This is a genomic window from Microbacterium keratanolyticum (assembly GCF_016907255.1).
In the GTDB taxonomy this organism is placed as follows: Bacteria; Actinomycetota; Actinomycetes; order Actinomycetales; family Microbacteriaceae; genus Microbacterium; species Microbacterium keratanolyticum.
This window is the reverse complement of the sequence record NZ_JAFBBQ010000001.1, coordinates 786,120-799,489: the sequence shown is the minus strand read 5'-3', so window position 1 is coordinate 799,489 and position 13,370 is coordinate 786,120. Positions and strand designations below refer to the sequence as shown.

Annotated in this window: 10 protein-coding genes, 2 tRNA genes and 1 rRNA gene; 11 read left to right on the top strand and 2 right to left on the bottom strand. The window is 67.4% G+C overall.

The window, feature by feature from the left end:
* Positions 1 to 43: 43 nt before the first annotated feature.
* The 10 genes from rrf (at position 44) to JOD62_RS03815 (ending at position 10,585) form a co-directional block, all read left to right on the top strand.
* Positions 44 to 160, top strand: a 5S ribosomal RNA gene (gene rrf, locus JOD62_RS03860).
* Positions 161 to 312: 152 nt separating this feature from the next.
* Positions 313 to 1,110, top strand: coding sequence for an enoyl-CoA hydratase/isomerase family protein (locus tag JOD62_RS03855; protein ID WP_204937997.1), 798 nt, complete (start codon positions 313 to 315; stop codon positions 1,108 to 1,110).
* Between the two features lie 146 nt (positions 1,111 to 1,256).
* Positions 1,257 to 2,294, top strand: a complete 1,038-nt coding sequence (locus tag JOD62_RS03850; RefSeq protein WP_204937996.1) for a hypothetical protein — start codon at positions 1,257 to 1,259, stop codon at positions 2,292 to 2,294.
* Positions 2,294 to 3,085, top strand: coding sequence for an inositol monophosphatase family protein (locus tag JOD62_RS03845; protein ID WP_204937995.1), 792 nt, complete (start codon positions 2,294 to 2,296; stop codon positions 3,083 to 3,085). The genes JOD62_RS03850 and JOD62_RS03845 overlap by 1 nt, the downstream gene beginning before the upstream one ends.
* A 182-nt stretch (positions 3,086 to 3,267) precedes the next feature.
* The gene (locus tag JOD62_RS03840; RefSeq protein WP_204937994.1) at positions 3,268 to 4,620 is read left to right on the top strand and encodes a M23 family metallopeptidase; all 1,353 of its coding nucleotides are present in this window, start codon (positions 3,268 to 3,270) and stop codon (positions 4,618 to 4,620) included.
* A 62-nt stretch (positions 4,621 to 4,682) separates the two neighbouring features.
* Positions 4,683 to 4,754: transfer RNA gene (locus tag JOD62_RS03835), tRNA-Thr, on the top strand.
* A gap of 36 nt (positions 4,755 to 4,790) precedes the next feature.
* Positions 4,791 to 4,864: transfer RNA gene (locus tag JOD62_RS03830), tRNA-Met, on the top strand.
* A 102-nt stretch (positions 4,865 to 4,966) separates the two neighbouring features.
* On the top strand, positions 4,967 to 6,436 hold the full coding sequence (locus JOD62_RS03825) for a DUF3375 domain-containing protein (RefSeq protein ID WP_204937993.1): 1,470 nt from the start codon (positions 4,967 to 4,969) through the stop codon (positions 6,434 to 6,436).
* Positions 6,429 to 7,226: a DUF4194 domain-containing protein gene (locus JOD62_RS03820; RefSeq protein ID WP_204937992.1), complete on the top strand. Its 798-nt coding sequence runs from the start codon at positions 6,429 to 6,431 to the stop codon at positions 7,224 to 7,226. Before JOD62_RS03825 ends, JOD62_RS03820 begins: the two co-directional genes overlap by 8 nt.
* Complete coding sequence (locus tag JOD62_RS03815) at positions 7,223 to 10,585, top strand: ATP-binding protein (protein WP_204937991.1); 3,363 nt, start codon at positions 7,223 to 7,225, stop codon at positions 10,583 to 10,585. Before JOD62_RS03820 ends, JOD62_RS03815 begins: the two co-directional genes overlap by 4 nt.
* 2 nt (positions 10,586 to 10,587) lie before the next feature.
* On the opposite strand, the gene JOD62_RS03810 is transcribed toward JOD62_RS03815, so the two are convergent.
* Positions 10,588 to 10,764 carry a hypothetical protein gene (locus JOD62_RS03810; protein ID WP_204937990.1) on the bottom strand — a complete coding sequence of 59 codons (177 nt, stop codon included), beginning with the start codon at positions 10,762 to 10,764 and terminating at the stop codon, positions 10,588 to 10,590.
* A gap of 84 nt (positions 10,765 to 10,848) precedes the next feature.
* Complete coding sequence (locus tag JOD62_RS03805; RefSeq protein ID WP_271171608.1) at positions 10,849 to 12,027, bottom strand: PAS domain-containing protein; 1,179 nt, start codon at positions 12,025 to 12,027, stop codon at positions 10,849 to 10,851.
* Between the two features lie 224 nt (positions 12,028 to 12,251).
* On the opposite strand from JOD62_RS03805, the gene JOD62_RS03800 reads away from it, so the two are divergent.
* A complete protein-coding gene (locus tag JOD62_RS03800; protein ID WP_204937988.1) occupies positions 12,252 to 13,280 on the top strand; it encodes a Bug family tripartite tricarboxylate transporter substrate binding protein in 1,029 nt (342 codons plus the stop codon).
* The last annotated feature ends 90 nt before the right edge of the window (positions 13,281 to 13,370 follow it).

Here is a 13,370-nt window from a genome sequence, read left to right as displayed (position 1 = left end):
ATGTATTGTGTTGCTAAGGTTTTGATTGAAACATCAATAGTGTTTCGGCGGCCATAGCGTGAGGGAAACGCCCGGTCACATTCCGAACCCGGAAGCTAAGCCTCACAGCGCCGATGGTACTGCAGGGGGGACCCTGTGGGAGAGTAGGACACCGCCGGACTTCTTTTGTAAAAGAGCCACCCATCGCTGGGTGGCTCTTTTGCGTTAACGCGCACGGTGCATCATCCGCTTATGCTGGATGTGCCCCGATGAGCGTGGCATGACGCGTGTGCTGTGCTCGAGGCTTCGCACGCACGCTCGTATGGAGGTTTCATGACCGCTCCGCTTCTCTGCACCGTGACCGACGGTCTTGCACGGATCACGCTGAACAGGCCGCAGCGGCTCAACGCCTTCAACAGCGAGCTCGCGCATGCCTGGGCGGAGACCACGACCGCCGTCGTCGCGGATCCATCCGTCGGCGTGATTCTTCTTGAGGGCGCCGGTCCGTCGTTCTGTGCGGGCGGTGACGTGCTCGACATGGCACAGAGCATGGGCTCTGGTGCCGAGATCACGGCGCTCGCTGGCGTCATCAACAGTGGCATCCGCGCGCTCGTCGAATCGCCCATCCCGGTGGTCGCTGCCGCGCACGGAACCACCGCGGGAGGTGGGCTCGGAATTCTTCTCTGCAGTGACTACGCGATTGTCGGCAGCAACTCCAAGCTCGGAAGCCTATATGCCAACATCGGGCTCACGCCCGATCTGTCTGTGTCCGCGCAGCTGGCGCGAGCAGTGGGAGAGCGTCGTGCCTTGCAGCTCGTGCTCCAGGACCGTCTGCTCTCCGCCGAGGAAGCCGTGGAATGGGGTCTCGTCGCCGAAGCCGTCGACGCAGAAGACGCCGCGGCGATCGCCGCAGCGGTACGTGAACGGGCGGAGGCCGTCGCGGCATTCTGGCTGCAGGGCGCCTACCGTGCGTATGGCGAGGCGAAGCGCCTCATCCGTTCTCAGCCGGCCCGCTCTTTCGCGGAGCAGCTCTCCGAGGAGGCGCGGATGATCGGAACATCCTTCGACCGTGCGGAAGCGCAGGCACGGGTGGCGGCGTTCGCTGCGGCTTCGGCCGCGCGGCGCTCCTGACGTTCAGCGCTGTCATCGGCGACCATCGATCTCTCCACAGGAGGGGGATTCTGAGGGCTTTCCACCGAGGCGGGTGCCACACGAGCATCGTTCGCAACGCATGCGAAGATTGAGGCCACGAAGGTGACCGGAGGAGAGATCGCGTCATGACTGCCCCATCGCAGCAAGAGTCCAAGCCTGACATGTCCCTGCTGATTCGCGGCTCGCTGTGGATCGCCATCGGCGCGCTGATCGCAGCGGCGCTCGTGTGCGTCGTCTGGGTGCTGATCGGCGATCAGGAAGGACTGATCGGCCGCGCCTTCCTCACGATTCTGCTGCTGGCGGGGTTTGCGGGTATCGCGATTCTCGAAGCGAGCCTCGCGCCGAACCGACCCGACTGGCTGGCCCTGCTGAGCATGGTGTCATGGATCATCGCCCTGCTCGTCGGCGCAGTCAAGATCTGGCTCCCGGAAGATCAGCGGTACGGCTACGGCTACTTCGATCCCGCCGAACGGTTCTGGTTCCTGATCCTCGCGATCGGCGTACTGCAACTCGCGCTCCTTCACGTGCGTCTGTTCACGAAGGCTTCTCAGAGGTATGTGACGACGTTCACCCGAGTGATCACGATCCTGACCCAGGTGTTCCTTGCCGGGCTCGTCGGCCTGTTGGTCTTCTTCCTCACGTTCCCGCGCTCGTTCGAGTACGCCGACCTCTACTGGAGAATCGTCGTCGCGCTCGCGATTCTCACGGCGGTCGGTACGACGCTGATTCCGCTGCTCAACGCACTCTTCGCTCCGAAGAAGCCGAAGCCAGCGCGGCCCGTGAGCGCCGCAGCGCAGCTTGCGCCGTGGCCGATGTTCGCAGACGGTGTCACGCCGCTGCCAGCCCTCCACGACGGCTCGCCCGACTGGAACGCCTACTACACCGGCGTGCCCACCCCGCAGCTCGAATGGAACTACGACCCGCAGACGCACGTCGGCGCTCCGCAGGCGGCTATGGCTCCTTCGGCTCCGCCCGGGCCTCCCGTGCACGTGACTGAGCAGAGCGGAGCGGATGCACCGGTGCAGCCGACGACGCCCGCGTTCCCGCCGGCGCCTCCCGCACCGCCCGCGCCTCCGGTCCCACCTGTGTCGCCCGCGCCTCCGGCCCCGCCGGCGCCTTCCGCCCCGTCTACCGACGACACCGCCCCTGAACCGCCCCGGTGATGAACCCGGAGGCCTATCGGCAACTGGCCGTCGACATTGCTCAAGAGGCAGGGGAGCTCGCGCGTCAGCGTCGTGCCGCGGGCGTCGCGCTGGCCGCGACGAAGTCAACGCTCGCGGATATCGTCACTGACGCTGACCGCGAAGTGGAGGCGCTGATCCGTGATCGACTGCGCACCGAACGGCCCGGAGAGGGATTCCTCGGCGAGGAGTCAGGCACGTCGGCGGGGGCGACGGACATCACGTGGGTCATTGATCCTATCGACGGCACGGTCAACTACGCGTCGGGTATTCCCCTCTATGCCGTGAGCATCGCGGTCGTGCAGGGCAGCCCGGACCCCGATACCTGGGTTCCGCTCGCGGGCGCGGTTCATGCTCCCGTGCTGGGCGAGACCTTCTCCGCTGCGAACGGCGGAGGAGCCCAGCTCAACAGCCGACGCATACACGTTGCCGAGCCCTCGGCCGCCGGTGCTCTGCTCGCGACCGGATTCGGATACGACCCCGCGACGCACGCCGGAGATCTCGCCACCGTGGGCCGCGTCATGCCGATGGCGCGCGATCTGCGTCGCGGCGGATCCGCGGCGCTCGATCTCTCGTTCGTCGCCGCCGGGCGGCTCGACGGCTACTTCGAACGCGGTCTTCAGCCGTGGGACTTCGCGGCCGGGTCTCTCATCGTGCAGGAGGCGGGGGGAGTGTTCTCCCGGCCCGAGCAGTCAGCGGCGCGGCGGATGAATCTCGCAGGCGCCGCGGGTGTGGTCACGGAGCTCCGCAGACGGATCTTCGATGCAGAATGAGCACCCGCACGAGGCCCCGCACCGACGTGCGCGGAAACAATCCACAGCACGCCGACGTGCACATGGCATTCCCAGGACGATGCATGTAGTGTTTATCCGATCGTTACCTTCGTTACCCGAATAACGAGGGGTGTACCACCCACTGAGCCGCCCCGATACGGCCCAACCCCGAGAGAAACGTTTTGCCCTTCGAATCCCCCGCGACGGAGTCTGCGCCCACGCGCCGTTCTCGTCGCCTCCCGACCTCCGGTGCGCCGGAGACTCCGGAGACTTCGCAGGAACAGCAGCTCGAGACGCCCGCGGCCGTCGTGGCTCCCGCGCCTCTCACGCGTCGTTCACGACGTCAGGACGCCACTTCTGCATCCCCCTCGGCACAGCAGCTCGACACGGTCGACGGGGTCGCCGCCGCACAGACGTTGATCGCCGCATCCGCTCTTGCGGCTGCGCAGGCCGTCGCTGATCCGTCGGACGAGCCGAAGCCAACCCCTTCCGCGCCGTCGGCGCGATCAGACGATGCGCCGACGACGCGCACACGGGCAAGAGCGGCAGCGCGACCCACGGTCACGGTGACCCCCGTCGCCGCGCCGGTCTCCGAACCCGCCACCGTTCCCACTCAGGTCGTCGAAGACGCGCCCGCGACGGCGCCGGAGGTCGAGTACGACGTCTTCGCCGCAGCCTCCCAGCTTTTCGCTTCCGCCGCTCCCGAGTCGGCTGGCCCATCCCTCCCGCGGCACCGGTCGGCATCGGCCGACCCCGCAGCGACGTCAGAACATGTCGTGCCGCAGCGCCCCCGTGTGGGTGCGCTGCGCAAGATGGTCACGATCGGTGCGAGCGCCGGCGTCATGGGGATCGCAGGTCTCCTCGCCGTGTCGATGACGCTTCCGGCCGAGGCTGTCGCTGCGGCGCAGGGTGCCTCGCTGGCGTCGACAACCTCGCTGGTCGCGCAGGGGCCGTCTGCGGGGAGCAGCAAGACAGAACAGGGTGAGATCCAGGCCTTTGTGGCGCCGACCGCGGTGCAGAACGAGGCGCTCACCGGCGCAGCCGGGTTCTCGACCATTTCGAGAGCCGATCTCGCCGCCGAGCAGGGCATCCGCTACTCCGACTCGCTGTATACGAACGACCCGAACGCGTCGATCCAGTGGCCCTTCGTCGTCGGTGTGGCGATGAGTTCGCCGTACGGCCCGCGCTGGGGACAGCTGCACGCCGGTATCGACCTGGTCCCGGGTGAAGGCGCACCGATTCAGGCGATCGCCGACGGCGTCGTGCGTCTCGCGACAGAGTCCGACGGCGGCTACGGCGTCGGAACCTACATCGATCACGTCATCGACGGACAGCTCATCACGAGCCACTACGCGCACATGCAGTACGGCTCGCAGCGTCTGCAGACCGGAGACGTGGTGAAGGTCGGCGACATCGTCGGGCTGACGGGCAACACCGGTCGTTCCTACGGCGCCCACCTGCACTTCGAGCTCATCGTGAACGGCTCCACCATCGATCCTCTGCCGTGGATGATGGCCAACGCCGGGCGGAAGTAGCCTCGATTTAGCGAGAACGCCGGAGAGTGCTATTCTCATCTGGTTGCCAAAAATACGGCATCGCCCCGATAGCTCAGTGGCAGAGCACTTCCATGGTAAGGAAGGGGTCGTCAGTTCAATCCTGACTCGGGGCTCGCAGCATTCTTCTCCTCTGTGAACGGATGCCTCGCGGCAGGGTAGCTCAGCTGGTTAGAGCGCACGACTCATAATCGTGAGGTCGCGGGTTCAAGCCCCGCTCCTGCTACAGACTAGGACCCCCGGATTTCCGGGGGTTTTGTCGTTTGAGGGTCCGCCGCAGGACGGGCCCAATTCAGCCGTTGGACCGCTCCCCGATAAGATTGATCCGGTGACTGATACGCGTGCCGAGGCGGCATACTCCCGCTCTCTCGCGGCGTTTAGAACCCCGACCCTCGATCTCCTGCACGGGCGGTTCGCGCCCTTCGTGGTCGCCGCCCTCTCGATCCTCTTCACCGCCGATCGGCCCTCTGTCGCGATCGCCGACGCGCATGCCGAAGTCGCCGAGATCCTCGACGAACTCCGCTCCGCCGGTCACGACGATGAAGAGCGGCGACTGCCCTCCGGCAGCGGACGCGAAGTCTGCCGCACCTGGGCGAAGGTCGGCTGGCTCGTGCAGCAGATCGACGACGATGTCGAGGTATACCGTCTCTCCGCCCACGCCGTCGAAGCGCTCGAGATCACCGGACGCACCGGCGCCGGCCGCACCCGCGTCTCCAACTCCCGCATCCGCACGCTCCTCGAAGCGGTCGAGAACCTGTCCGACAACGCCGAGGCCGACCCCATCCGCCGTCTTGTACGCCTCACGGCAGAGCGCGACGCAATCGACGCCGAGATCGCTCGCGCGGAACTCGGCGATCTCGCTCCGCTCGACGACGAGGAGCTGCTCGAAGAAGCCGAGAACGTCCTGCACCTCGCGCGTGAGCTGCCCGCCGACTTCACCCGCGTCGCGGAGTCCCTCAAAGCCATGCAGCGCGATGTCGTCGCCCATCTCCGCCGCGACGAGCGTCCCACCGGCGAGGTATTGCGCGAATACCTGCAGCGCGCCAAAGACGTCATGCAGTCGACCCCTGAGGGACGTGCGTTCTCCGGAGCGCTCCGCCTCATCGGAGATGCCGACCGCATCGACGCCCTCACCGACCAGCTGCATGTGCTGCTGCGCCAGCCCTTCTCGCAGCGACTCGATGCCGCCCAGCGCGCCGAACTTGACGCGATCGGGCGTCGCGTCGAACTCGGCGTCGAAGAGGTGCTGGCAGCGCAGCGGCGCGCCTCGCACGTCATCACCGGGCAGGTGAAGACCCACGACCCGCTGCGCGATCGCCAGGTCGATGATCTGCTGCGCGACGTGATCTCCGGCCTGCACGCCTGGACCCGCGACACCTCCGGCAGCCACATCGTCGACCCCGTGCGCAGCCTGCCGCGTCTCGACCTCGGGCACCTCCGCCAGTCCATCAGTGACATCCGCCCGCCGGGCACCCCAGCGCCGCTCACCGACGCCGACGACGTCGAATTCGTTGACGCCGACACCCGCGCATGGGGAGGCCCCCGCTACGCCGAGATCGAGGCGTACCTCGCCGGTCTCGGAGAGGAGTTCGACCTGGCGGACGCGTTCGCCGGCGTCGATGACGACACCCGCCGTCCCGTGGACCTTCTCGGAATGCTCGAGATCGCCCATCGCAACGGCCTAGCCGAGGGGGAGGGCGTCTCGATCGTGGAAGCCCTGCGTCCTGACGGCACCACCCGACGTTTCGCGTTCGGCGCCGTGACTGCCCGCACGCACAAGGAGGAACAGCATGACTGAGCCGGAAACCGAGGAGCAGCGTCCCGAGGAGACCGCCACCGTCGAGTCTGGGCGGGACGAGGCATCCGCCGTCGGAACCTCGACGGACGACGCCTTCATCGCCCCCGTGGCGATGGAGGACGACCCTGACGACCTCTTCGCCGGTGACCGCGGAACCCTCGACGCCGAGGTGCGCCGCGTGCTCGTCCTGATCCTGCAGCGTCGCTTCCTCTCTGCCGAGCGCAACCGCCGGGAGTGGGCGCTGCTGCGCGACCACCACCAGATCGTCGAGTCACGGCTGAACGACCTCTTCCTGCGTCTCGTCGTCGACCATACCCGCGGTCTCGCATACAAGCAGCAGGTGCGGTCCGACGAGCTCGATGTGCCGATCCTGCTCAAGGACGCGCCGTACACGCGTGCCGAGACGCTCGTGCTCGTGCACCTGCGCACCGTCTATCAGCGCGAATCCGCTGCGGGCGAATCCTCACCGCGCATCGACATCGAAGACGTCGAGCAGACGGTGCTCAGCTACTTCGCCGAGGTCGACGGCAGCACGGCCCGCCAGCAGAAGGCCATCCGCAATGCCATGGAGCGCCTCGACCGTGAGGGGATCATCGACGAGGAGACGACCGGACGCTACCGGATCAGCTCGCTCGTCGAGGTCGTGCTGAGCGCCGAGAAGCTCGCCGAGCTCCGGGACTGGCTGCGCGCACGGCAGGCCGAGAAGGACACCGCGGATGCTGCGCCTGAGGGCGCCGAAGAACACGCATCGAACGATGCCGATGACCTCGTGGAAGCGGGCGCGCTGTGACGATGATCGACACCCTCTTCGGGCTGATTCCCGCCGAGTCGCGCGGACAGCAGTGGGTCGCAGAAGATCTGCAGCTCGTGAACTGGGGCGGCTACGACGGTGGTCCGCACCTTGTGCGCTTCTCGCCCAACGCGACGCTGCTCTGCGGCGGCTCCGGCTCCGGCAAGTCCACGCTCATGGACGCCTATATCGCGCTCATGATGCCGCACACGACGCCCTTCAACGGTGCCTCGAACGGCGGCGTCACCGGGCGCCCGCGCGGCGAGGAGCAGCGCAACATCCTCTCCTACGGTCGCGGCAAGCTCGACGAATCGCGCACCGACGAGGGCACGAAGCTGCGCGTGCTCCGGGGCGACGGCGAAGACACCTGGACCGCCATCGCCATGACCTGGCGTGACCATGACGACGCACGCTTCACCGCCCTTCGCGCATGGTACATCCCGGCCGGCGCGCGCACGCTCGAAGACACCGTGCGCGTGCGTGCGACGACCGCCGCGGCGTTCGACCTCTCCCTGCTCGATGGTGCTGCGGCGCAGCGCCTCGCGGAGCCCGCGCTGCGCGCGCTGGGCCTGGAGACGCTCGGCACCGACCGAGAGTTCTCCGCGCGACTGCACGCGGTGCTGGGCATCGGAGCCGCAGGCTCGGGCGCGAAGGCGGTGAGCCTGCTCTCACGCATCCAGGCCGGTCAGCAGATCACCACCGTCGACGACCTGTACAAGAAGCTCGTGCTCGAAGAGCCCGAGACGATGGCCACCGCCGACGCGGTCGTCGCGCACTTCGACGAACTGGAGAGCACCCGCACGAGCATGCTCACAGCACGCCAGCAGGTGAGTGCGCTGGAGCCGATCCGCGGCATCCAGGAGCGGATCGAGACCGCCGCCGAGCGCGTCCGTCTGATCGACGAGGTCGGCGATTTCTCGCAGCCCGCTTCTCGCGCGTCGCTCTGGCGTGCACAGCGGCGACTGGATCTGCTGCGCGAGGTCGAGACGGAGCTGCGCGACCGCACCCGGGCCCTCGACCTGGAACTGCGGGAGAAGCGCGCGCTTGCCGCCGCGGCCGACGCCGAGCGGGAGGGACGCCTGGATGTCCTGCGGCAGTCCGGCGGTGACCGCCTGGAGACCGCGCAGCGCGAGCTGCGCGGGGTCGAACGTCGTCTCAGCGAGGTCAGGCGAGAGCGGGAGCGCTTCGACGCCGATCTGAACGAACTGGACGAGGAGATCACGACCCGCGAGCAGTTCGATGCGCTGCTCGGACGTGCCGCAGAAGCCACGAGCGACGCAGCCGGTCGGCGCGCGGCTCGCGCGGAGTTCGCTGAGGCGGAATCGACCCGTGCCCGTCTGGCCCGAGAACTCGCCGCGATCGAGGACGAACGCGACAAGGGGAGCCGTGTTCGCGGCAGCATCCCCTCCGCCCTCGACGACTCACGTGCGCTGCTCGCCCGCGCCGCAGGCCTGGAACCCTCGGATCTGCCGTTCGTCGGCGAGCTGATCGAGGTGCGCACGGAGTTCGAGCCGTGGCGCGAAGCGTTCAACCTCGCACTCGGCGGCTTCGCCACCACACTGCTCATCGACGAGGCCCACCTGCCCGCGTTCCGCGCGGCGATCGACACCGTGCGCACGCCTGTGCGTCTGCGATACGAGGGGATCCAGTCCGGACTCGCGCAGACGAGATCCGGCGATGTCACCACGATGCCCGGACGTCTGGAGTATCGCGACTCCACGTTCACGGGCTGGCTGCAGCAGCGCCTCGACGAGCGGTTCGCCTTCGTGTGCGTCGATTCGTCCGCGCAGCTGGGCGAGCACCGTATGGCTCTGACGATCGCCGGTCAGATGTCGCAGGGGAGCCGCGGCGCGCACGGAGGACACGGGCGAGAGAACGTGCTCGGCTTCTCGAACGAGCGACGCCTTCGCGACCTCGACGGGCAGCTCGAACGCCTGCGTGGCAAGGTCGACGCCGCCGCGGGCGCCGTGCGCAACGCCGAGGCGGCGCTCGACGGCATCGAGCGCCGTGCCGCGATCTTCCAGCGCATCAAGGACCTCACCTGGGACCAGGTGGACGTCGCGGCCGTCGAAGCTGAACGGGATCGCTGGATCGCCGTGGAGACCGAAGTCACCGACGCCAACCCTGAGATCGCACGTCTGCGCGCAGAGACCGAAGAGCTCAAGGCCCGCTCAGCGCGACTCAACGGTGAGATCGGTGCGACGAGCGTCGAGCGCGACCAGGTCGAGAAGCGCTGGGGCGATGTCACCGACGATGTGGACGCATGCCAGAGCGTGATCGACGCGGCAGAGGCCGCCGAGATCGCCCTCGACGCCGTCCAGTCGCGCTTCCTCGATGACCGTTTCATGCTCGCCGAGGAGGAGGCGCAGGAGAGCGCATCCGCGCGGCTCGCCCGCCTCGATCTCGCCGTCGGGTCCGCCGCGCAGCGCCTCAGCGACGACAGGCGCACCGCGGCGGATACACACGCCGAGCAGCGCGACAGCATGCAGCGTCTGATGCGTGGCTTCTTGGAACGCTGGCCGAGCCTGGCGCTGCTCCCGGATCCGGATGCCTCGGTGGGGGAGTTCGAGCGCATCCTCGAGACCCTGAAGACGAGTGGCCTGCACGAGCTGGAGAACGAGTGGCGCGACAGCCTGCTCAAGCTCTCGGGCAATGACCTGACGAGCCTGGACTCCACGCTGAGCCGGTCGCTGCGGGAGATCAAGGAGCGGATCGACCCCATCAACCGCATCATGGAGGCTCTGCCGTTCTACGACGATGCGCATCGCCTGCAGATCTCGCCGCGGGAGAACACCTCCGAGCCCCGCAAGCGCTTCCGCCGCGACCTTCGCGAGGTGCGCGCACTGATCGAAGATGCGACGACGGATGCTGAGCGTGAGCACGCCTACGCGCGGATGTCGCGACTGATCGGGCGCATGCGCCGGACCGCCCCCGACTTCGCCGAGCTGATCGACGTGCGCAACCACGTGCGCGTGAGTGCGGAGCGGATCGACGCCCAGACGAAGCAGCATGTGGCTCTCTACGACCACATCGGTGAGAAGTCGGGTGGCGAATCGCAGGAGCTCGTCGCCTTCATCGTCGGGGCGGCCCTGCGCTACCAGCTCGGCGACGCCGGCGCAGAGCGCCCGCGCTACGCTCCGGTGTTCATGGACGAGGCCCTCATCAAGGCCGACGCGCACTTCACCAAGCGCGCGATCGGCGCCTGGAGGGGTCTGGGCTTCCAGCTCATCATCGGCGCGCCGAATGACAAGTACAGCGCGATCGAGCCGCACGTCGACGTCGAGTACGACATCCTCAAAGACACCCGCGGACGGTCCTGGGCGAAGGCGAAAGTCGGCCTGCCGCAGACCGCGGGCTGACCTCAGCCCGTCGGGGCCTCACCCTCGAGCGTCTTGAGGGTGTCCTCCTCGACGGCGATATCGGCTTCCAGCTCTTCCTCGGTCACCTCGCTGCCGCCCAGGGGCGCCTCGTCGTCGGTCGTCGGCGCACCGGAGTCCTCGGGGTCGGAGGGGGCTGGCGAGTCGGGTCGTGTGCTCATGTCGTCACCTTCTCTCTGTGGAGATCTGACACTAACCCCGCGCCGTCGCGTGGCCACGGGGGTTGAAGCGACAGTGGGAAGGTGTTAGCGAGGGACGACCGTCGGACCGGTGGTCGCATCCAGCATCCGGTAGCGCGTGCTGGGGCGTCCCTTCGTGCCGTAGTCCAGGGCGCGTGTCGCGCGGCCGATGCTCGCGAGATGCTCCAGGTAGCGGCGCGCGCTCACCCGGGAGATTCCGAGAGCGTCGCCCACCTCCGATGCCGAGGCATCCGGATGCTGGGCGAGCGCGGCTGCAACGCGGTCCAGCGTCTCTGCGCTGAGGCCCTTCGGCAGTCCCTGGCGCTCACGGAAAGCGATGATCGCGTCGGCCGCATCGACGCGGCGCACGACATCGTGGAGCTCGGTGTGGTCGCGCAGCAGGATCGTCGCCTCGGATGCTTCGCCATCCACGCGTGCGCCCGTGCTGCGCGCGACGATCACACGGGGCCCGATGATGACAGGGCTTCCCGCGGACTCACCCTCGTTGAGGATCCGGACGAGCTCGGCGGGCAGCGCATCGTCGACGTGCGCTCCGGTGAGCTGGTCTGCGGTGGAGTCGAGCAGATCGGCGGCGGCGTCGTTGACGAGGCTGATCATTCCGTCGTGCTCGACGACGATCACGCCCTCGCTCAGCCGGTGCATGGTCGTCTCCCGGTTCTTCACGAGGGCGGCGATCTCGTGAGGTTCCAGGCGGTAGATGCGACGGCGGATGATCGAGGTGACCCAGGTGGAGCCGAATACGCCGATGATCGCGGCCGTCACCATCGCGCCGGTGAGCCAGAAGAGGTTGTTGACGAACTCCTCGTTCAGCTCGCTCTCGAGGATGCCCACCGATGCCGTGCCGATCACCTCGCCGCTGTCGAACACCGGGACTTTCACCCGCCACGTGGTGCCGAGGGTTCCGGTCTGGGTACCGACATAGATCTCACCCGCGAGCGGAATGGACGGGTCGGTGGAGACCCGCTCACCGATGCGGTCGGGGTTCGGGTGCGAGTAGCGGATGCCCTCTTCATTGGCGATCACCACGTACGCGAGATCGGATGCTTCGCGGATGACCTCGGCGATCGGCTGGATCACGCGCGAAGGGTCCGCGTCATCGAAGGCATTGATCACCGTGGGGAGGCCTGCGATGGACTGCGCCACCGCCTGCATCCGGTCTTTGTACGCGTCGCGGATCGCCTGCTCATGCAGGACGCCGGTGATGATTCCGGCCGCGAGGGTCACCACACACACAATCAGTGCTTGAAGTACGAGAAACTGTGCTCGTAGCGTCATCTTTGAGGCCACGGCTCTATTCTGACCGGTCGGGGAGCGGGCCCCAAGCGCCCGAAGAGCCCTTCCGTGATCAATAGTTCCGAAAGGCCGAGCAATAGTTTCGGATACTCAGGAGCGCGGATTTCTCCTTCTACGTTGTAGCTCAGCATCACGAGCCACTCGAGGAGGAGTGCATGAGAACTGCAACGAAGCGGACGGTCAGCCTGGCCGCCATCATCGCGGCCGGAGCGCTGGCATTGACGGCCTGCGCCGGAGGCACGACACCCGCCGCCCCGGAGAAGGGCGACGCGCCCGAAGCCGAAGCGATCACGGACGTCAACATCGTCGTTCCGGCCGACCCGGGCGGCGGCTGGGACCAGACCGGGCGTGCGATCGCCCAGGTTCTGACCGGTGACGGCATCGTGTCGAGCGCGCCCGTCACGAACATCGGCGGTGCCGGTGGCACCGTCGGTCTCGCATCGCTCGCGAACGAGAAGAAGCAGAACACTCTCATGGTGACCGGCCTCGTCATGGTGGGCGCTGTGGAGACCAACGCGTCGAAGGTGCGCCTGGAGGACACGACCCCGATCGCCCGTCTGACCGACGAGCCGCTGGTCATCGTCGTTCCCGCGGCGTCGCCGTACAAGACGCTCGACGACCTCGTCGACGACATCGTCGCCAACGGGCAGGCCGTGTCGATCACGGGCGGCTCGGCCGGTGGCGCCGACCACATCCTTGCGGGCCTGGTGCTCGAGGCATCCGGTCTCAAGGCCGAGGAGATCCCGACGAAGCTGAACTACATCCCGAACTCGGGTGGGGGCGAGGCAACAGCCCTCATCATCGGCAACCAGGTCTCCGCAGGCATCTCCGGCGTCGGCGAGTTCGTCCAGCACATCGAGTCGGGCGACATGCGCGCGCTCGCCGTCTCGTCGGAGAACCCGGTCGAGCAGCTGCCCGACACCCCGACGATCACGGACGAGGGCATCGATGTCGTCCTCACCAACTGGCGCGGCGTGATCGCACCGGGTGGCATCGACGACGCGACGCGTGCGGAACTCGAGCGGGTTGTGACGGAGCTGCACGAGACCGACGCATGGACGTCGGAGCTCGAGACGCGCGGATGGAACGATGCGTTCCTGATCGGCTCGGAGTTCGACTCGTTCCTGAAGACGAACATCATGGATGTCTCGGCGACCCTGAAGAACATCGGTCTGGTTGGTTGAAATGATTGCTGGGTCTCCGGGGACGGGACCTGACACCGTGCGGGCCGAGGAAAGTCGGCCCGCACGGTCTCGTGCTTCCCTCCCCATCGG